The sequence below is a fragment of the Pelotomaculum propionicicum genome, from assembly GCF_048984525.1.
GTDB classification, from domain to species: Bacteria; Bacillota; Desulfotomaculia; order Desulfotomaculales; family Pelotomaculaceae; genus Syntrophopropionicum; species Syntrophopropionicum propionicicum_A.
Map to the genome: position 1 here is coordinate 194,883 of NZ_JBMGJC010000008.1, position 19,607 is coordinate 214,489.

General features: G+C 52.1%; 18 protein-coding genes and 1 pseudogene. All 19 read right to left on the bottom strand.

The window, feature by feature from the left end; translation table 11 throughout:
• Positions 1 to 22 precede the first annotated feature (22 nt).
• The 19 genes and pseudogenes from prfA to iorA all read right to left on the bottom strand — a co-directional run bounded on the left by prfA (position 23) and on the right by iorA (position 19,286).
• Positions 23 to 1,090 (bottom strand): peptide chain release factor 1, encoded by a 1,068-nt coding sequence (gene prfA, locus ACOBQJ_RS10830; protein WP_421071777.1) that lies wholly within the window; start codon positions 1,088 to 1,090, stop codon positions 23 to 25.
• 2 nt (positions 1,091 to 1,092) lie between these two features.
• Positions 1,093 to 1,962, bottom strand: a complete 870-nt coding sequence (locus ACOBQJ_RS10835) for a DUF1385 domain-containing protein (RefSeq protein ID WP_421071778.1) — start codon at positions 1,960 to 1,962, stop codon at positions 1,093 to 1,095.
• Positions 1,963 to 2,012: 50 nt separating this feature from the next.
• On the bottom strand, positions 2,013 to 2,216 hold the full coding sequence (gene rpmE / locus ACOBQJ_RS10840; RefSeq protein WP_421071779.1) for a 50S ribosomal protein L31: 204 nt from the start codon (positions 2,214 to 2,216) through the stop codon (positions 2,013 to 2,015).
• 397 nt (positions 2,217 to 2,613) lie between these two features.
• Complete coding sequence (locus ACOBQJ_RS10845; RefSeq protein ID WP_421071780.1) at positions 2,614 to 3,870, bottom strand: radical SAM protein; 1,257 nt, start codon at positions 3,868 to 3,870, stop codon at positions 2,614 to 2,616.
• A gap of 221 nt (positions 3,871 to 4,091) precedes the next feature.
• Positions 4,092 to 4,982: a peptidoglycan DD-metalloendopeptidase family protein gene (locus tag ACOBQJ_RS10850; protein WP_421071781.1), complete on the bottom strand. Its 891-nt coding sequence runs from the start codon at positions 4,980 to 4,982 to the stop codon at positions 4,092 to 4,094.
• An 87-nt stretch (positions 4,983 to 5,069) separates the two neighbouring features.
• On the bottom strand, positions 5,070 to 6,374 hold the full coding sequence (gene rho / locus ACOBQJ_RS10855; protein ID WP_421071782.1) for a transcription termination factor Rho: 1,305 nt from the start codon (positions 6,372 to 6,374) through the stop codon (positions 5,070 to 5,072).
• A gap of 59 nt (positions 6,375 to 6,433) precedes the next feature.
• Positions 6,434 to 6,922 carry a DUF2062 domain-containing protein gene (locus ACOBQJ_RS10860; protein WP_421071783.1) on the bottom strand — a complete coding sequence of 163 codons (489 nt, stop codon included), beginning with the start codon at positions 6,920 to 6,922 and terminating at the stop codon, positions 6,434 to 6,436.
• A gap of 49 nt (positions 6,923 to 6,971) precedes the next feature.
• A complete protein-coding gene (gene fsa, locus ACOBQJ_RS10865) occupies positions 6,972 to 7,619 on the bottom strand; it encodes a fructose-6-phosphate aldolase (protein ID WP_421071784.1) in 648 nt (215 codons plus the stop codon).
• Positions 7,620 to 7,987: 368 nt separating this feature from the next.
• Entirely contained in the window at positions 7,988 to 8,842 is an 855-nt protein-coding gene (locus ACOBQJ_RS10870; RefSeq protein WP_421071785.1) for a class II fructose-1,6-bisphosphate aldolase, read from the bottom strand.
• 99 nt (positions 8,843 to 8,941) lie between these two features.
• On the bottom strand, positions 8,942 to 9,625 hold the full coding sequence (locus tag ACOBQJ_RS10875; RefSeq protein WP_421071786.1) for a hypothetical protein: 684 nt from the start codon (positions 9,623 to 9,625) through the stop codon (positions 8,942 to 8,944).
• A 200-nt stretch (positions 9,626 to 9,825) separates the two neighbouring features.
• On the bottom strand, positions 9,826 to 10,230 hold the full coding sequence (locus ACOBQJ_RS10880) for a response regulator (RefSeq protein ID WP_421071787.1): 405 nt from the start codon (positions 10,228 to 10,230) through the stop codon (positions 9,826 to 9,828).
• Between the two features lie 139 nt (positions 10,231 to 10,369).
• On the bottom strand, positions 10,370 to 11,125 hold the full coding sequence (locus tag ACOBQJ_RS10885; protein ID WP_421071788.1) for a YIP1 family protein: 756 nt from the start codon (positions 11,123 to 11,125) through the stop codon (positions 10,370 to 10,372).
• Between the two features lie 24 nt (positions 11,126 to 11,149).
• Positions 11,150 to 12,079 carry a signal peptide peptidase SppA gene (sppA, locus tag ACOBQJ_RS10890; RefSeq protein WP_421071789.1) on the bottom strand — a complete coding sequence of 310 codons (930 nt, stop codon included), beginning with the start codon at positions 12,077 to 12,079 and terminating at the stop codon, positions 11,150 to 11,152.
• Positions 12,080 to 12,192: 113 nt separating this feature from the next.
• Positions 12,193 to 13,806, bottom strand: a complete 1,614-nt coding sequence (locus tag ACOBQJ_RS10895; RefSeq protein ID WP_421071790.1) for a CTP synthase — start codon at positions 13,804 to 13,806, stop codon at positions 12,193 to 12,195.
• Positions 13,807 to 14,003: 197 nt separating this feature from the next.
• The gene (locus ACOBQJ_RS10900; RefSeq protein WP_421071791.1) at positions 14,004 to 14,168 is read right to left on the bottom strand and encodes a XapX domain-containing protein; all 165 of its coding nucleotides are present in this window, start codon (positions 14,166 to 14,168) and stop codon (positions 14,004 to 14,006) included.
• Between the two features lie 71 nt (positions 14,169 to 14,239).
• Positions 14,240 to 14,613: pseudogene (locus ACOBQJ_RS10905) on the bottom strand (GxxExxY protein).
• 69 nt (positions 14,614 to 14,682) lie between these two features.
• On the bottom strand, positions 14,683 to 16,365 hold the full coding sequence (gene argS, locus ACOBQJ_RS10910) for an arginine--tRNA ligase (RefSeq protein WP_421071808.1): 1,683 nt from the start codon (positions 16,363 to 16,365) through the stop codon (positions 14,683 to 14,685).
• Between the two features lie 580 nt (positions 16,366 to 16,945).
• The gene (locus ACOBQJ_RS10915; RefSeq protein WP_421071792.1) at positions 16,946 to 17,524 is read right to left on the bottom strand and encodes an indolepyruvate oxidoreductase subunit beta; all 579 of its coding nucleotides are present in this window, start codon (positions 17,522 to 17,524) and stop codon (positions 16,946 to 16,948) included.
• Positions 17,517 to 19,286, bottom strand: a complete 1,770-nt coding sequence (gene iorA / locus ACOBQJ_RS10920; RefSeq protein WP_421071793.1) for an indolepyruvate ferredoxin oxidoreductase subunit alpha — start codon at positions 19,284 to 19,286, stop codon at positions 17,517 to 17,519. Before iorA ends, ACOBQJ_RS10915 begins: the two co-directional genes overlap by 8 nt.
• Positions 19,287 to 19,607: the final 321 nt, after the last annotated feature.

The window sequence follows — 19,607 nt, forward strand, 5'->3', positions numbered from 1 at the left end:
TGAGAAGCCCGGGCACACCCTCTTAATCCACCTGCCTCAAACGCTCGGCCTGGTCGGTAGTGATAAGGGTGTCGATAGTTTCGTCCAGGTCCCCTTCCAGCACCGCGTCCAGCTTGTGCAGCGTAAGGCCGATACGGTGGTCGGTAACCCTGTTTTGGGGGAAGTTATAGGTCCTGATCCGCTCGCTGCGGTCTCCCGAACCTACCATTGATTTTCTGGTGCTGGCCACTTTTTGCTGCTGTTCTTCCTGCACCTGGTCAAGCAGACGGGCCCTTAGAACTTTCATCGCCTTGTCCTTGTTTTTGTGCTGCGATTTCTCATCCTGCATGGAAACCACTATTCCAGAGGGGATGTGCGTTATCCGCACCGCGGACTGGGTCGTGTTCACTGATTGGCCGCCGTGGCCGGACGCGCAGAACACGTCTATCCTTAAATCATTGGGGTCGATTTCAAGGTCCACTTCCTCCGCTTCAGGCAAAACCGCTACCGTAGCAGCGGAAGTGTGAATACGCCCCCCCGACTCGGTGGAGGGGATGCGCTGGACCCGGTGGACGCCGCTTTCAAATTTTAAACGGCTGTACGCCCCCCTGCCCTGAATAAGAAAGACCAATTCTTTGAAGCCGCCGATATCCGTATAGTTGGCGTTTAACACTTCGGTCTTCCAGCCCTGCCGCTCGGCGTAACGGGAATACATCCGGAACAGGTCCGCCGCGAACAGCGCGGCCTCCTCACCGCCTGTGCCGGCGCGTATCTCCAGGATGACGTTTTTCTCGTCGTTGGGGTCCTTAGGAAGCAGCAGCACCTTGAGGCGCTGCTCCAAGACTTCTTTCTTTTCCACGAGATCATCCAGTTCAGCCTGGGCCATATCACGCATTTCAGCGTCGTCTTCTTCATCCAGAAGGGTTTTTGCTTCCTGGATTTCCCTGACTATCTTCTTGAAATCGCGATATGCGGCGACCAGGTCGGTCAGGTCGGCATGGGCCTTGACATACTGCTGCCAGCGGGCCAGGTCTGATATTATTTCGGGGTCGCCGATCATATTCCCCAGTTCTTCATATTTTTCCTCAAGGCTGTCCAGTTTTTGCAGCACTATTAATTACCCTCCTTCAGCACAGCCTTAAAAGCCGAAATCGCTACTTCCACCTGCCCGTCGTCAGGCGGGTTGGTGGTCAGTTTCTGAAGCCACATTCCCGGCGCTATCAATACTCGGCATAGCGGGGCAGTGGCGTACTTACCAGATAGTTTAACCAATTCATAAGAAATTCCCGCTACCACCGGCAGTAAAAGCACCCGGGAGAGGATCCTCCACCACAGCACCTGTTGTCCCAACAATGAAAAAATCAAAATGCTGATTACTATGACTATTAAAAGAAAACTGGTGCCGCACCTGGGATGCAGGGTTTTATAGCGCTGGACCCTCTCCACTACAAGCTCGTCTCCAGCCTCAAAGGCGTTTATGACTTTATGCTCCGCCCCGTGGTACTGGAAAACGCGCTTGATGTCCTCCAGCCTGCCGATGGCTACCACGTAGATCAGGAATACGGCAATCCGGAAAAATCCTTCAATAAAATTCTGCACCAGGCTGCCGGGGGCAATTTTTATCAAAAGGTGCGCTGCGGCGGTGGGAATCACTGCGAAAAGCAGGATCGCCAGGCCCAAAGACAAAATGATAGTAATTATAATCTCCTTTGCGGTCAGCTGTTCTTCTTCATCATCAGTGGCCTGGCTGGCGGAAAAGGACAACGCCTCAATCCCCATCACCAGGGACTCGATAAGCACGATCACCCCGCGCACAAAAGGCCATTTTAAAAAGGGCACCCTCTTTGTGATTGAGCCTACTTCTTTTTCATCAACCAGGATAGACTGATCGGGCTTGCGGACCGCAACAGCCCGTCTGTCCGGGCCGCGCATCATCACGCCTTCTATAACAGCCTGGCCTCCATACTGGTACGGGGAACCCATGATATCACCCCTTTAGTAGAAATAGCAGAGCGCCTGCTCTGCTACCTGTCTTACTTCGTCAAGCCGTATTTTTTACGGAATCGTTCAGCCCTGCCGCCTGTGTCGATTGTCCGCTGCGTGCCGGTGTAGAAAGGGTGGCACTTGGAACATATTTCAACCCGCAGTTCTTTTTTTGTTGAGCCGGTTTCAAAAGTCTCGCCGCAAACGCACGAAACCTTGGCGGTCCCGTATTTGGGATGTATGTTTTCTTTCACTTAACTCACCTCACTTGTAAAGAAAAACGGACTTCCTAATTATAGCACACGCGATTACAACCCGCAAGAATAAACTAATCCATTGTTAAAATGAATTATAGCAATGAATTATAGCAAGCTATTCTTATAAAAAATTTTCACAGGATTAACAGGATTAAAAAGATTAACAAGATTTAAATTTAAGAGTCCATGGTGTTGAAACCAGCTGCTCCATTGTGGCAGCGTCGAAACAAGGAATGGGGACACACCGGAGCCAAGCGGATTCAACGACATGGAGACTTTGTCTATAACCTGAAATAAATATACATTTATTTAACATTATTAATCCTGTAAATCCTGATAATCTTGTAAATCCTGTGTAAATTGTTTTAAATCCTTTCAATTTGTTTGTGTTTACTTACCGCACCGGCTTGCTGAAGTTTCCCACTGCAAGGCCTGGCACCTCCAGCATGGATTCGACCATCTCAGGTATGCCGATAATATTTCCGCTGCCTGCCGGCAGCTTTTTAAGCAGAAAGTCCGGATCTATATTGAGGTTGCGCAGCTGGATCAGGTTTATCCCTGTATCACGCACCAGGTTCAATATCGCCTCGACCTCTTCCTCCCGGTCGGTCAGTCCGGGAAAAACAAGCAGGTTCAAAGAAGTATATACGCCGCTTGATACCGCGCATTTTATCGACCGCCTCACATCTGACAGCCCGAATCCTGATGGACGGTGGTAGGCGTTGTAGGTATCCTCCCTGGCGCTGATCATACTGACCCGGATGGCATCAAGCCCGGCCCGGCAGATTTCGGCGACACTATCTGTGTAGCCGGCGTTGCTGTTCATATTGATAGTGCCGAGTCCGGCAGACGCCCTGATTTTTTCTATCGACCGGACTAATGTCCGGGCTGCCAGGGAAGGCTCCCCCTCACAGCCTTGCCCGAAGCTGATTATAGCTCCTTCACCGCTCTGCAGGTGGGGTGTTGCTGCTTCGGCCACTTCTTCCGGCGTTGGAGTGAAGTTTATCCGCGACTGCGGCGAAGGGCAGCACTCCGAGCTCTGCAGGGATATGCAGCCCAGACAGCCCGAGTTGCATAACTGAGAAACCGGGATACCGCCTTCCCAGCGGCCGTAAAAAATGTTCTGGGCCGTATAGCAGTGGTAATCAAGGCTGCAGTGGGCCAGCTGGCGCAGAATCCTGTTGTCGGGGCAACTTTCCAGTTTCTGTTTGACCAGGGCCGGCAGGTCATCCGTGTCATAAAATGCCGGATCCCAGCGCCGGGGGTTGTCCGTCGCCCTTGCGGCAGCATATAGTTCTCCGTCCCTGCAAGCCACAGCGGTGTACCCGAACAGAGGCAGGGGCTGATCGCCTTTATCCCTGCTGTAAGCCGGCAGCAGGACACGGGTAAAACCCTGCGGCAAAAGTGCGCCCACTGCCCAGACCGGCCCCTCCTGCCACGGATTGCTCCTCAGCAGAGTGAAGCGGCCGCTGGAGGTAATACCCACCGGTTTACCCCCCGGCACCAGCACCAGTGATGCTCCCGCCGGCAGTTTTTCAAGGTCGTCACCGGTCAATTCCACAAACCTGTCTCCGGTTCTCCCGGCGGCACGCAGGCTGTGGTGGTCGTACAGCTGCCCGTTGTTCCCGGCAAATACAAGGCGGTACAGCATCTCCACCCCCTCTGTCCAGATCCCGGAATATTATATATTATTTGATGGGCAAAGGTAAAGCAGGAGTGAGACGTGAGAGCTGTAGGTGCGGCTTCAGCCGCACATCTTTGGCGGGATAAATCCCGCCCTACAGCGAAATACCCGGATACCCACGACTCACGACCCACGTCCCACGACCAAAGAGAGGCCGCTGTGGCAGCGGCCCCTCATGTTTGGGTTGTTTATCCGTAATAGATTGTACTTTCAAGATATGGCAACGGGTCAAGGGGTACGCCGTTCTTCCGCACTTCCAGGTGCAGGTGCGGACCGGTTGAACGGCCGGTATTGCCCGACAGGGCAATGATAGCCCCCGCGTCAACATTCCTGCCTTCAGTTACCACCAGCCTTGAACAGTGCGCGTACAGCGTGCGGACACCGCCGCCATGATCAACGATTACAGCCAGCCCGTAGGTTCCCCTGGGGCCGGCGAAAATGACCCGGCCGCCGGATGTAACCCTTACGGGAGTACCTTCTTCCACCGCGATGTCAACGCCCTCGTGGGGCCTGCCGTCCCTTATCCCGAAACGGGAAGTTACAGCTCCAAGCAGAGGCCAGGACAGCGGCGGCAGGTCCGCCAGGCTGGCGGATACATACGTTAGCCCCGCGCCTCTTGCGCTGTACGGCACATTGATTTTCTGGCCGACAGCGATCCGGTCCAAATTAGACAGGCCGTTCCTTGAACCGATTACACTTAAGTCCACCATATACATACGGGCGATGTCAGACAGGGTTTCCCCCGGTTTAACACAGTGTACAACACAGTCAGAGGGCACTTTCAAAACCTGTCCCGCATGGATCCGGTCATGGTCCGGCAGGTTATTGGCAGCGGCCAGGCTTTCTACGGTCAACCCGTTTCTCCTGGCGATCTCCGACAGGGTTTCCCCCGCTTTCACCTGGTAGATAGCCTGCGGTGCTGACACGGTTATAACCGGCGGTGAAATATAAGGGGCGTCCTCCACGATCAATTCATCCAGCCGCGCAAAAGCGGGACTGGCCGTCCAAAGGACTGCCGCGGCAGTTACGGCCGCTGCCAGAGCCCTGACTTTATACAGTTTAATTTTAAAGATTTGCATAAAAAAATCACCTCTTCATAAAAGCAAATCAATTGATAGCATTACCAGAAGAGGCAATCTTTATACATGAATCTAAATTATATTATCTTACAGCGAAATTTCTTTACCTCCCGCATTGCGCCTGCCGGTTGCGGAAACTTCCGCACGCCGCAGGTGCTGGAAAGCCTGCAGGAGGTCGCGGTTGGTTTTTGTCCGCTTCATTTGCTCGACCAGCATCTCCATGGCTTCCCATGGAGCCGCGCCGACGGTGGCCTTGCGAAACTGCCAGATCATCTCCAGCTCGTCTCTGGAGAGCAGGAGTTCCTCTTTGCGTGTTCCCGAACGCAGCACATCAATGGCCGGAAAGAGCCTCCTCTCCGCCAGCCGGCGGTCGAGGATCAACTCCATGTTGCCAGTGCCTTTGAATTCCTCAAATATAACATCGTCCATCCTGCTCCCGGTGTCAATCAGGGCTGTTGCCAGAATAGTCAGGCTGCCGCCTTCCTCCAGGTTGCGCGCCGCTCCAAAAAACCTTTTGGGTTTGTGCAGGGCTGACGGGTCCACACCCCCGGACAGCGTTCTCCCGCTGGGAGGCACCACCAGGTTGTGCGCCCTGGCCAGCCGGGTAATGCTGTCCAGCAGTATTACAACGTCATATTTATGCTCGACCAGGCGCTTGGCCCGCTCTAAAACCATATCAGCCACTTTTACGTGGTTTTCAGGGGGCTCGTCAAAAGTTGAACTGACTACCTCGCCATCTACTGAACGCTCGATGTCAGTAACTTCCTCCGGCCGCTCGTCTATTAACAGGACCAGGAGATAAACTTCCGGGTGGTTTGTGGTTATACTGTTGGCGATCTCTTTGAGGAGAATAGTCTTGCCTGCTTTGGGCGGAGATACAATCAAACCGCGCTGGCCTTTGCCAATAGGAGCCAACAGGTCTATAATCCGGGTGGAGAACTTATCCTGCCTTGTTTCCAGAGTAATCCGTTCCTGCGGATAAAGTGGGGTAAACCCGTCAAAGTGCAGCCTTTCGGAAGCCAGTTCCGGGTCCTCGCCATTTATCTGCTCCACCCGCAGCAGGGCGAAATACCGTTCGCTGTCCTTGGGGCGCCGCACCTGCCCGGCTACAAGGTCGCCGGTGCGCATGTCAAAGCGCCTGATTTGTGACAGCGATACATAAATATCGTCGTTGCTGGGGAGGTACTGAAATGGCCTCAGGAATCCGTATCCGTCAGGCAGGATTTCCAGAACACCCTTGGCGTATAAAAACCCGGTTTTTTCGGTCTGGGTCTTCAGGATCTCAAATATAAGCTCTTTTTTCCGCAGCTTATAATAGCCGGGCAACTCAAGCTCCTTCGCTATTTTGTATAGCTCGACCATGGTTTTGCTTTCGAGGTCGGTATATTTCAAAGGCAACACCCCTAACTTAGGCGAATAATAATCAATTTTATAACCAAAGGAATAGGGTTTTATGCGCCCCGCCGCTGTTTACGCCTGATTATATAGATCAAGAGAGCGTACACAATAAACCATGCCAGCACCGCGTTTATAACGCTGCCAAGGAGGAAGGGGTATCCGTGCTCGACCAGCCCGGCCAAAAAATTACTCATTACCGTTCCGCCCGCGAACTGGATATCGGGTCCGGGCAGGTCACCAAGTATAGCTCTTCCGACAAACAGGTTTATAGTATAGAAAAACGGCACTGCCAGCTTGAAAAATATAACCGTGCATACCGCGGCCGCCGGGTTGCAGCGGGCAAGGCGGGCTACCAGATAGGAAAGGGGGATACTGATAATCGGTATGGGAAGAAAATCAAAGGCGAAGCCCAAAGCCACCCCCTGGGCTATTTTTTTGGGAGAGTCGGGCAAACTCATCATCCTTTTATAGTATGCCCTGACACAATCTATAACAGGGGACGCAATCCTTTTCCTAAAATATAATATACTTTCGGCAATCACAATAATACTCCTTTTTAAAATGGTCACAAACCTTAAACATTATACGACATTATATGTTTTTTACTGTCTCCCAGTCCGCTAAAAATTTTTTTATGCCAGCGTCTGTCAACGGGTGATCGATCATCTGCTTGATTATTTTATAGGGCACTGTCGCTATATGCGCGCCGGCCCTGGCTGATTCTGTAACGTGGACCGGGTGTCTGATGCTGGCGGCAATCACCTGGGCCTGGATCTGGTGCAAGTCGAATATTTCCATAATATTACGTATCAGTTCAATTCCGTCCTCGCTGATATCGTCAAGGCGCCCCACAAAAGGGCTGACAAAAGTCGCGCCTGCCCTCGCGGCCAAAAGCGCCTGGTTGGCGGAAAAAATCAGGGTTACATTGGTGCGTATATTTTTATCGGCTAAAATTTTGGTTGCTTTTAAACCTTCGGCTGTCATCGGGATTTTAATAACAATGTTTGGATGGATAGATGCCAGTTCTACGGCTTCGGAAATCATGCCGGGGGCATCCGTGCTTATTACTTCCGCGCTGATCGGCCCATCCACAATGGAGACGATCTCCCTTACCACCTGGGCGAAGTTGCGGCCTTCCCTGGCGATCAGGGACGGGTTGGTCGTAACGCCGCAGATGACTCCGAGGGAATATGCCTCCCGTATTTCATCCACATTAGCGGTATCGATAAAAAGCTTCACCTTTTTCTCAACCTCCCAATTCAGAAGTCGGTCGTCAGACGTCAGATGCCGGAATTCATGCATTCCATCGGGGACATACTTCTGACCCCAGAGAAATGCTTATTAGTGAAGTGTGTCCCCATTCCTCTGTCTGGTAACATTAAACGATACAGTGTTGCAGAAACGGAAGTGTGTCCCCATTCCGCTGTCAGGGTATGTTTTGTTAAGCCACGAGTTTGCTGAAATACGTGTCACGAGAACCGTCCCCTTGACACGATTTGAAGTGTGTCCCCATCCTGCAGCAGGGCGGGATTTATCCCGCCAAAGTTGTGCGGCTGAAGCCGCACCTACATCTCTCACGTCCCACGTCTCATATCTCACATCTCAAATCACGCTTTGTTCGAGCTGCCGAAAATCCGTATTTTCTCCCTGATTACTTCGACTGCAGCCTCCCTGGCCGGGGCAAGCATCTTGCGGGGATCTATCTCCCTGGGATTAGCGTCCAGGACCTTCCGCGCGGCCTCTGTAAAGGCCTCTCTTATATTGGTATCTATATTGACCTTGCGCACACCCAGCCGGATAGCCTCCCGGATAGCGTCATCAGGCACACCGGAAGAGCCGTGCAGCACGATGGGAATATTTACGAGCGATTTAATTTTTTCCAGACGGGGAAAATCAAGCTCGGGTATTCCCTTATACTGCCCGTGGGCGGTACCGATGGCTATGGCCAGCGAGTCCACCCCGGTTTCGCGCACAAAGGTCTCAGCCTCCCCGGGATCTGTAAAAAAGGCGTCCCGCTCGCTGACTGTGATATCATCTTCAGTCCCGCCTATTTTGCCCAGCTCGCCTTCCACTGACACACCTACCGCCCTAGCCACATCCAGCACCCGTTTGGTCAGCTTGATGTTCTCCGCCAGGGGCAGCTTGGAGCCGTCGATCATAACCGAGGAAAAACCAGCACGGATGCACTGCATGCACTGTTCGAAGCTGGTGCCGTGGTCAAGGTGAAGCGCTACCGGCACATGGGTGCGCTCCGCGGCCAAATTGGCCATGGCCACTATGTAATCAATTCCCGCGTACTTTATGGCGCCCTGGCTCGCCTGCATGATCACCGGGGCGTTCTCGGCCTCGGCCGCAGCAACAATGGCCTGGACTATCTCCATATTGTTGCAGTTGAACGCGCCCACAGCGTACCCGCCGCCTTCAGCTTTTTTCAACAACTCAACCACACTGGTGAGAGACATAAAAATACCTCCTCCATAGAAGCTAATGAAGAATTAAGCGGTGCATCACACCACAATTAAAAGCTCCATTATCCAAAGTATAGACGGAGAAGGTTGATTTTATGTTTTACTTCTTTTACGGCGAGTTTTTTTAGGCTTACTGGTATTGGCCAGGCTGTCAAGGCATTTAAAACCATGCCTTGCAAGCTCAATAGTCTCAACCTGCCTGATAACGTTTAAGTCATCCTCCGTCTCGGCATAAATAATGTTTATACTGTCGCAGTTCCTGCAGTGCAATTCCAGGCAGTCCGGAAAAAGCTCAACCTCTATTTTTAAATTGCCGCACTGGCAGTACAGCTCACCCTGTTCAGCAATTTCATGCAGACAATTTAATACCTCGTACATGATATCAGAATTGTGAAAATAACCTTCGCTGTTTATATCATCAGCCAGCGCCTCCAGTTCCTGCTCGTGGCTGGATATTATCTGCTTAACCTTTGGCTCCGGCCCGATGTAGCCAAGTTCAAGGCCGGTATCGCTGCAAGGCATGCTTATAACTTCCCCGGACCAGAGCGTCCTGCCGGTAAATTCCATTAAATGCCTGGTTTCGCAAACCATACAGGGTACCTGAAGCCTGTATTGCAAATAATTATTTGTACTAGTAATCAGTTTAACTGCTCCACAGGAGCAGTTTATATAGTATGATTTGCACTTGCAGATTATGAAGCGGGAAAAATCGTGGTACTCCATTTTCCCACACACGGGGCAGCGCATGGCCATAACGGCATTTGTAGTTATAAGCATGCTGTCCCCCCCTAAAACGCTCTGTATACACCAGACAAAGGATATAAGCTTATTTATTGCTTCGCCATACAGGGGAAAAGTCCTTCTTAAGCTGGCGCGGCTAATACCAAAAAATCGACTCACCGAAAACATTGCCGGATTTTGCTTTTAATATGCGTGATGAAACCAATTAATTATATCCGCAAGCTTAATAGGTTTTATCATCCGATATCTTTTTTCATTTCTTTTTTTAAGTCCTCTTCCGCGATCAGTCCTCTGACCAAATAACGCACCTCGTTCAAATCAAACGGTTTGTTTATATAACACTTTACCCCTCTTTTTTTTGCCTCGGCAATAATGTCCAGCTCACCGTAAGCAGTCATCATCACCACTGGAATGTCCGGGGCAATCCGGCGCAGCCCTTCCAGAGTCTCCAATCCGCTCATGCCGGGCATTTTAACATCCAGCAGAATAAGCGAGGGCAGCTTGGCACTGGCTTTTTTGACAGCTTCTGTGCCGCTTGAAGCTGTTTCAACATTGTAGCCTTCCTCGGCGAAGGCTTCGGACAAAAATCTCCGAACCCCGGCCTGATCATCGACGATCAGCAGGTTATGAGGCAACGCCAATTTTATCACACCCCCCGGAATACTCAGAAAAGTAAAAGTACTTATCTGAAGGCTCCATGAGTAAGCAAAGTAGAGATAACATTCTGCACCGATTTCTAAATTCCTCCAGGCAGCAGAAAAAAGGTGTAAAATCCTTATTTTAAAAATAACCGGGGATATTTGTGTTTATTGGAAATGCGGAGAATATTAATACGACTGCTATCACTGATAAAATGAGCAGCAAAAACAGGGCCAGGTAAGGAATAAAAAACACTAAGACAGAACGCCCTGTGGGAAGCCGGTAAACTTCTCTAATCCCAATCACCAATACAACACTGCTCCATATTCCCGCTGCCAGACCGGCCAGCAATAATAACACGGTTACAGCCAGGTTCCCCAAGCCATACCAGTACCCCAAAAATTGGAAAGGCGCCAATAGTGTATTGGGCAGGCCGGCCAGGCCCACTGCCGCAAAAACACCCCTCACAACGCCCCGCCCTCCCAGTAAATCAGCGGCCAGGTGCAGGACGGCGCTGTAACCGAACCATTTTACATAGCTGAAAACAAGTCCGATAAAAGCCCCGACAGGCAGCAGCGCTCCCGGAAGAACAGCGCTGGTGTCAAGGCTCTGGCTCAAAACCCTTGAAAAAGTAAGCAGCCCCATTAAAGTACCCAAAATGCTGAGTATGGTGACAATTACCAGCGCTGTCACCAGCGGCGGATTAGCCGCCGCTCTTTTCATAGTCTTCACAGGATCAAACAGTACACCGTAGACTATTTCCAAAAAACCCTGGGGCTCCCCGTCATTAACACCGAGTCCATCCATCTCCGGAGCTGCCGCGGCATTGCCAACTTCCAGCAGCTCATCACCCACAACGTTACCCTGTCCATTATCAAGGCCGGCATCTCCGCTCAAAATAAAAACCCCCTTCTTCTACAGTCACTGCAGCTGATAAGTGCGTTCGGCTTCTCCCAGGTAAGGAAGAAAGGGCCATGCGGACTGCCACAAAGCGTTCCCGCCTGCGGCGCCAAACAGTTCGCGAAAAATGTTTTTAGGCCCCAGTTCCACAACTGTAGGCTCCCCCGGTATTCCCGCCAGGGAACCGGCTAAAAGGACAGCGTCGTGGAAGTCGCCCAGTTGGTCTACCAGGCCCAGCTCTTTAGCCTGGCGGCCGGTATAAACCCTGCCGTCAGCCAGGGCTCTGACCGTGGGGACGTCCATATGCCTGCCCTGCGCCACGTATTCTACAAACTGGCTGTAGATATCGTCAATCATGGACTGGAAGATGGCCCGTTCCTCAGGTGTTGACGGCCTGCTTGACGATCCCATATCCTTGTACGGGCCGCTTTTAAATGTTTCCGTATCGACACCAATTTTTCCATAAAGGCCCTGCAGGTCGTAGCGCTCCATGATCACGCCGATACTGCCGGTCATTGTCCCCGGATTGGCCACGATGCGGTCAGTCCCTGCCGCAATCCAGTACGCTCCCGAGGCCGCCGTGTCCCCCATTGAAGCCACTACTTTTTTGCCGGATTTTCTGAGCCTTTCCACTTCAGCGCCGATTTCCTGGGCTGCCGCGGCAGTCCCGCCCGGGCTGTTGAGGCGGATTACAACGGCCTTAAGCCCGGGATCCCTTGCCGCTTCCCTCAATGCCGCGGCGACATCCTCAGACACAATTTGATCTCCAAAAGCTCCCCCTGGCTGGCCGTTGGCGATAACGCCTTCTATGTATATTATCCCCACTTCACCTTTACCCTGGCTGCTTCCGGCGGCATTGCCGCCCGGCTGCGAAATTGCGGCAAATACAATGGTAAGGGCTACTACACCGAGCAAAATTCCCGCAATGATTTTTTTCTTTATAGCAATCATCTCCCCCGCTAAATTCTTTTAACATTTAGATTTTACCCTGAAAATTTATTGAAATGCGTTTTATCGGCAAGCAAAAAAGCCTTGGTTTTACCCAAAGCTGTCAAAATAAGCTGCTAACTGTATTTTTGCTTTTTATATTTCATGGAAGCTCTTATAAATTCCCTGAACAGCGGGTGCGGCCGGTTTGGCCGGGACTTGAACTCCGGGTGAAACTGGGTGGCCACAAACCAGGGGTGGCCTGGCAACTCGACAATCTCCACCAGGTAGCCGTTGGGCAGGGTCCCGCTGAAAGACAGGCCGTGCTGTGCCAGCTCGCCGCGGTAGTCATTATTGAGCTCGTAACGGTGCCGGTGCCTCTCCTCGATAGAATCCTGCCCATAACATTCATGGGCCAGGGATCCCGGCAGAAGCTTGCAGGGATATCTCCCCAGGCGCATCGTGCCGCCTTTCATGTCAAGCTCTCTCTGCTCTGGCAGCAGGTCTATCACCGGGTAAGCAGTGGCCGGGTTAAACTCAGTGCTGTTGGCGTCCTGCCAACCGACCACATTGCGGGAGTATTCCACGACTGCCAGCTGCATTCCCAGGCAGAGCCCCAAATAAGGAACTTTGTTTTCCCGCGCGTACCTTATGGCTTCAATTTTGCCGTCAATGCCACGGTCCCCAAAACCGCCGGGCACAAGTATGCCGTCAACATTTTTTAATAGATCGCGGACGTTTGACCGGTTTACTTCCTCCGAGTTAATCCATTCTATGGTAATGGCGGAGCCATGGAAAAATCCCGCGTGACGCAGCGCCTCGGCCACGCTGAGGTAAGCGTCGTGCAGGGAGACGTACTTGCCGACCAACCCTATAGTTGTATTATGGCTGAGGTTTTTCAGCTTCAACACCATTTCGCGCCATTCGGTCAAATCAGGGGGGGCAGTGGTCATGCCGATCTTTTCCAGGACGATGTCGGCCAGCCCTTCTTCCTCCAGCGCCAGGGGCACTTCGTAAATAGACGGCGCGTCCAGGGCCTGGATCACCGCCTCTTTGTCGATATCACAGAACAACGCCAGCTTTTCTTCCATGTCCTTGGTAAGCGGCTGTTCCGTGCGGCAGACGATTATATCAGGCTGGATGCCTATACTCCTCAGCTCTTTGACACTGTGCTGGGTGGGCTTGGTTTTAAGTTCGTTGGCGGCGCGCAGGTATGGGACCAGGGTGACATGAATATAAATTACGTTTCCCTTGCCCAGGTCGCTTTTCAGCTGCCGGATGGCCTCGAGAAACGGCAGGGATTCGATGTCGCCCACCGTGCCGCCGATCTCGGTAATGATCACGTCGGCGCTGGACTCGGTAGCAACACGGCGCACCTGTTCTTTTATTTCGTTAGTGATATGTGGAATCACCTGGACAGTGCCTCCCAGGTAATCGCCCCTGCGCTCCTTATTTATCACCGCGCTGTAAATTCCACCTGTGGTGACGTTGCAGCTGCGTGAAATATTAATATCGATAAAGCGCTCGTAATGTCCCAGGTCGAGGTCTGTTTCCGCGCCGTCTTCAGTGACAAAAACTTCCCCGTGCTGGTAAGGGCTCATTGTACCCGGGTCAACATTGATGTAAGGGTCCAGCTTTTGAATGGCCACTGTCAGCCCGCGGCTTTTTAAAAGACGCCCGAGGGAAGCGGCGGTAATTCCTTTGCCCAGTGATGAAACCACACCGCCGGTAACAAATACGAATTTGGCCATAAATTAAATAAGCCTCCTGTTATATCTTGGTAAGACAATGGTATTAAACCACCTCTCCCATTCTATCTTTTTAACCGACATAGAGTCAATAGAACGCTCAAAAATTAAACCCGGGTTACCGCTGCGGGATACAGCAGCCTGTCCGGGCACACGCCTTGGGCCTTGGAACTAATAAACCTACTCCCCCACGAATGCGTTCACTTTCCAATACCAAGCTTTGTCGCTGCAAGATAGCCCAGCAGGATGCCGAAAATACCCATCACTCCGGCCAGGTTCGGCGGACCGGGGATCGGCAGCTTAAGCCTGGCAAAAAGCAGCCCGACAATAAATCCGGTAAGAGTAGTAAGGACAACTTCTCTCATGTTCAATCCTCCGGTTGGAGTTTTTAATAAACTATTTTCACAGGATTAACAAGATTATCAGGATTTACTCTTTATTTTGATAAGCATCTTCTAAACTTTCGTTTTATTTGTACAGAAGACCCAAAATTTATGATTAGCCCCGTATTTAAGCCAGTAGCTGTAAGATAATTAACGAGCTGAACTTCATGTTCTCTGGTTATCGCTTTAACTGTTTTTAATTCAACAATAATTGATTTTCGACTAATAAATCAGCATAATAATCTCCGACTACTTCTTGTTTATAATAAACTTTAATTGGAACTTGTTGTTCGACTTTAAGGTTTTTATCAGTCAAATCCATTTTTAAAGCATTCTCATACACTTTTTCCATAAAGCCTGCTCCTAACACATTATGCACATTAAAAGCACAGCTTATGACCTTTTCCGTTAAAAGATTTTCCTCCATCCTGATATACCCCTAATAAAATCTTGTTAATCTTAAAAATCCTGTTAATCCTGTGCTGATTAATTTGTTTTACATCCGTTCAGGCGCGTTGATTGAAAGCAGGCCGAGGCCGTTTTTCAGTGTTATCCTGGTGGCCTCCACCAGTACCAGCCGCGCCGCCGAAAGGGCCTGTTCAGGTATAATCACCCGGTGGCTGTTGTAAAAGCTGTGCAGCAGCCCGGCCAGCTCGTGCAGGTAGCGGGCGATCCGCTGGGGCGCCAGACCGGCGGCGGCTGAGGCCACCTCCCCGGGAAAATCGGCCAGCTTTCTGGCCAGGGCCAGCTCGTACTCTTCCTGCAAGAGGCTGTAATCAACGTTGCCCGGGTCCGGCATCCGGCCGCCCTGCTCGTCAAGCTGCCTCATGATGCTGCAGATGCGGGCGTGAGCGTACTGGATGTAATAAACCGGGTTTTCATTGGATTCCGACTTGGCCAGGTCGAGGTCAAAATCCAGGTGGCTGTCAGAGCCGCGCATGACAAAGAAGTAGCGGGCGGCGTCCCGGCCGACCTCCTCGATGAGGTCCTCAAGGGTCACAAACTGCCCTGAACGCTTGGACATGCGGACTATCTCGCCGCCCTTGTAAAGGCGGACCAGCTGCATGATTACCACTTCCAGGGCCGCCGGGTCGTACCCCAGGGCTTGCACCGCGGCTTTCATCCTGGGCACGTGTCCGTGGTGGTCCGCTCCCCAGATGTCGATTACCCATCCAAAACCCCTCTGAAATTTATTGCGGTGATAAGCTATATCGGCGGCAAAGTAGGTTGACAGACCGTTGGAACGGACCAGGACCTCGTCCTTTTCCACACCAAAATCCGTCGCCTTAAACCACAAAGCACCTTCACTATCATAAACCGAGCCTTTCTCTTTTAAAAACTCCAGGGTGTCCTGTACCGCCCCGGAGTCGTGCAGGGACTGTTCGGAAAACCATACGTCATAATTCACGCCAAAATCTTTTAAAACTTTTTTTATAGAGTTCAGCTTATCTTCCAGCGCGAAGGCCACCAGAGCCGAGCGGCGATCTATCGCCTCCGCCTCTATGTAGCTGTCACCGTATTTTTCTCTGAAAGAGACGCAGGTGGCAATGATGTCTTCTCCATGGTAGCCGTCTTCCGGCACAGGTATGTCCTGCCCGGCCAGCTGCAGGTAGCGGGCTTCCAGTGACAGCGCTAAATTTTCGATCTGGTTTCCCGCGTCGTTGATATAAAATTCCCGGGATACGTCATAGCCGGCGAATTTCAGGATGGCCGCTATGCTGTCGCCCAGCGCCGCCCCGCGGGCATTCCCCATGTGCAGGAGGCCGGTCGGGTTGGCGCTGACAAACTCTACCTGGACTTTTTCACCCCTGCCGATATCCACGCTGCCGTACCTGTCGCCCTGAGAAATGATCCGGGGCAGGGCAAGGTAAACCCAGCCGGGCTTAAGGTAAAAATTAATAAAGCCGGGCCCGGCAATTTCCACCCGTTCCACCCAGGTCCCGGCAGAAAAGTTATGCGCCAAAATTTCGGCCGCCCTGCGCGGCGCCATCCGGGCAGGCTTTGCCAGCAGCATCGCCAGGTTGGTGGCAAAGTCGCCGTGGTCCTTCTCCCGCGGTACTTCCACCGTGATCTCCGGCGGCTGTTCAATCTTTATCAGCCCGCAGTCACGGGAAGCCTGCAGGGAATTGGCCAGGGCTTTTTCCAGTTCAGCCCTGATTTCTTCAACAACACCGCTCATATGTATAATTAACCCCCCTGCCGGTGTGTCAGCAATTTCATCGTCTTCCACCCGACTCCAATTCATACTATAGATTAAACCTTGTCGCCCTGCCTGTCAAGGATACGCGCCAGTATGTCGGCGGAACCCGTGCCTTAATAAACATACTATGACAGAGGAATGGGGACACATCTCTGTTTCAGGCTTTTCTGCATGTTGAGATATGTCCCCGATCGTATGGCTTTGCTTTATGACGATACTTGTGGTAGTAAGTGTTACACAGGGGAACACTCCTTTGTTATAAGCATTTCTGCATGCTGAGGTATGTCCCCGATCGTATGGCTGTCCTTCTTAGAGGTATTGTTGTCGTTAAATGTTACCAGACAGAGGAATGGGGACACACCAAATGAGACGTGAGATATGAGACATGAGACGTGAGAATGAAAAAGAGACGTGAGAATGAATGACAGACCTTAAGGGTCTTAAGAGGCCCGATAGGAATGCATAAATCACACGTCCCACGTCCCACAACTCACGACTCAAAACATACTCACGACTCACGACCCACGTCACACGTCTCAATAAATGCCGGTTTCAGGTCTTACTTATACTCGTATCCCGCCGCGAAAGCGGCTTTGTTCACTTCCAGCAGTTTCGCGGGAACGCGGCTAGCGAGCGCCCTGTCCCATACTTCTTTCCCGAAGGGCAGGCGGCTGGCCATGACCCCTAACAGCACCACATTGGCGGCTTTGGGGTTGCCGCATTTTTCCGCGATGCCAAGGGCATCCACAGCGACGACGTTCGGCGTGGCTGAGCGGATATATTCGACTATGCCGGCCGGGTATTCCGCCGCTCCTACCAGCACCGGCACCGGTGGTATTTCTTGTTCGTTAATTATAATGGTTCCGCCCGGTTTTAAATATGGCAGCAGGCGCAGCCCCTCCAGTTTCTCAAATGCCAGCACCACATCGGCCCCTCCCTCGGGAATCAACGGAGAAAAAACCTTTTCCCCGAGGCGGACCTGTGTTACCACGCTGCCGCCCCGCTGGGCCATACCGTGTATTTCTGATACCTTTATGTCGTAGCCGGTTTCCAGGGCGGCCTGGGCCAGTACCCTGCTGGCCAGGATGGTCCCCTGGCCCCCCACGCCCACCATCAAGACATCTACGGGCTTAAGCATCGGCATTTCCCCCTTTCACCAGCGCCCCTTCTTTGCATACCTGGATGCACAAGCCGCATCCGGTGCAGGACACCGGGTCCACCAGGGCTTTTTTGTCCTTTACGGATATTGAGGGGCAGCCCAGGCGGATGCATACCCTGCAGCCGATGCATTTATCTTCTACCGCATGGACAGCAGGCTTTGAGACCTTTTTAAGAAGCACGCACGGCCAGCGGGAGATCACTACCGAGGGCTGCTCTGACGCAGTTTCTTCCCGCACGGCCGCAAGGGTCTCCTCAAGGTCGAGGGGATTTACCACCCGCACCCTCTTCACACCGAGCGCCCTTACCAGCGTTTCCAGGTCCACAGCAGGCGCCGCGGCGCCCATCAGGGTGCTGCCGGTGCCCGGGTGGTGCTGGTGACCGGTCATGGCGGTAGTGCTGTTGTCCAGGATGATTACAGTGCCGGACCCGTTATTATAAACCATGTTCAGCAGCCCGGTGATGCCGGAATGCAGGAAGGTCGAGTCGCCGATTACAGCCACTGTGCTCCCGGACATGGCGGGATTGGCCTTGCTCATTCCGTGCGCGGCGCCGATGCTGGCCCCCATGCAGACACAGCAGTCCATCGACTCCAGCGGCGGCAGGCCGCTAAGGGTATAGCATCCGATATCCCCGGTAACGGTCAGTTTTAGTTTTTTCAGAGCATAAAAGAGCCCGCGGTGGGGGCAGCCCGGGCACATTACGGGGGGTCTCCCCGGGGCTGCCGGCGCATCCGGCCCTGATATTATTTCCGGTCCGGTATTAACGGGAGATTTTAATAATCCCGCTTTGATAAACTTTTTGGTTAAGGTCAGTGTGTCGAGTTCACCGGTATTTGGAACGAATTCCTTGCCCGATACCTCAATCCCCATACTCCGTACCTGGTCCTCTATAAAAGGTTCCAGTTCCTCCACCACGACCAGCCTTTTCACTTCGCCGGCAAAGCGCCGTATGGTATCTTCCGGCAGCGGGTTGGTCATCCCGAGTTTCAGCACAGAGGCGTCCGGCAGCGCTTCCCTGACGTACTGGTAGCTGATCCCGCTGGTTATGACGCCAAGTGACTTATCCCGCCATTCGACAAAGTTTAAGGCGCTTTTTTCTGAATACTCCCTGAGCCTTGCCAGGCGGTCTTCCAGGGCAGCCCTGCGCAACCGGGCGAAGGCAGGCACCATCAGGTATTTTTTGGGGTCTTTATGATAAGGGCGAAGTTCCCGGGACCCCTGTCCGCCGATCTCAACCAGCCCCTGGGAATGCGCCACCCTGGTGGTGGTCCTGAGCATTACCGGGGTGTCGAACTGCTCGCTTATATCCAGGGCCAGGCCCACCATATCTTTGGCCTCCTGGCTGTCGCTCGGCTCCAGGAGAGGCATCTTGGCAAAGCGCGCGTAATGGCGGTTATCCTGTTCATTCTGCGAGCTGTGCATGCCGGGATCGTCCGCTGAGACCAGGACAAAGCCGCCGTTTACACCTGTATAAGCAAAAGTCAGCAGGGGGTCGGCGGCCACGTTGACACCCACGTGCTTCATTGTGACCAGCGTCCTGGCCCCGGCCATCGAGGCCCCTATGCCCACTTCCATGGCCACTTTTTCGTTAGGCGCCCACTCGGCGTAGACGCCGGGATAGCGGGCAAAGTTCTCCAGGATTTCCGTGCTGGGCGTGCCCGGGTAGGCGGCGGCCACAGTCACACCGGATTCAAAAGCGCCCCTGGCAATGGCCTCGTTGCCGGAAAGCAGCTCCTTCATATATCTCACCTCCGAAAAATAAATAAACCATATCACAAAATTTACATGATTTTCAGGATTTACATGATTAATATTTTTCATTTACAATTAAATGCTGTAATTTACAATAAATATTAAAAATTAATTTGAATCTTATTTAAATGAACTTTAATTAAAAATCTTGTTAATCTTGATAATCTTGTTAATCCTGTGAAAAATTAATTAAAAATCTAACCTTTCACACCCCAACAAAAACCCGGTGCGGTAAGTCCAGGGACATTCCGAACCGGTATACGTCAAATAGTTATTGCATTTAACAGTTTAACAAAAACATGCGCCCCG

Bases quoted from the DNA above. Each gene is read 5' to 3' on its own strand.
- ACOBQJ_RS10835 (WP_421071778.1), bottom strand. From the start codon at position 1,962: ATGGGTTCCCCGTACCAGTATGGAGGCCAGGCTGTTATAGAAGGCGTG.
- ACOBQJ_RS10845 (WP_421071780.1), bottom strand. From the start codon at position 3,870: ATGCTGTACCGCCTTGTATTTGCCGGGAACAACGGGCAGCTGTACGAC.
- ACOBQJ_RS10850 (WP_421071781.1), bottom strand. From the start codon at position 4,982: ATGCAAATCTTTAAAATTAAACTGTATAAAGTCAGGGCTCTGGCAGCG.
- ACOBQJ_RS10870 (WP_421071785.1), bottom strand. From the start codon at position 8,842: ATGTCTCTCACCAGTGTGGTTGAGTTGTTGAAAAAAGCTGAAGGCGGC.
- ACOBQJ_RS10875 (WP_421071786.1), bottom strand. From the start codon at position 9,625: ATGCTTATAACTACAAATGCCGTTATGGCCATGCGCTGCCCCGTGTGT.
- sppA (WP_421071789.1), bottom strand. From the start codon at position 12,079: ATGATTGCTATAAAGAAAAAAATCATTGCGGGAATTTTGCTCGGTGTA.
- ACOBQJ_RS10895 (WP_421071790.1), bottom strand. From the start codon at position 13,806: ATGGCCAAATTCGTATTTGTTACCGGCGGTGTGGTTTCATCACTGGGC.
- ACOBQJ_RS10900 (WP_421071791.1), bottom strand. From the start codon at position 14,168: ATGAGAGAAGTTGTCCTTACTACTCTTACCGGATTTATTGTCGGGCTG.
- argS (WP_421071808.1), bottom strand. From the start codon at position 16,365: ATGAGCGGTGTTGTTGAAGAAATCAGGGCTGAACTGGAAAAAGCCCTG.
- ACOBQJ_RS10915 (WP_421071792.1), bottom strand. From the start codon at position 17,524: ATGCTTAAGCCCGTAGATGTCTTGATGGTGGGCGTGGGGGGCCAGGGG.
- iorA (WP_421071793.1), bottom strand. From the start codon at position 19,286: ATGAAGGAGCTGCTTTCCGGCAACGAGGCCATTGCCAGGGGCGCTTTT.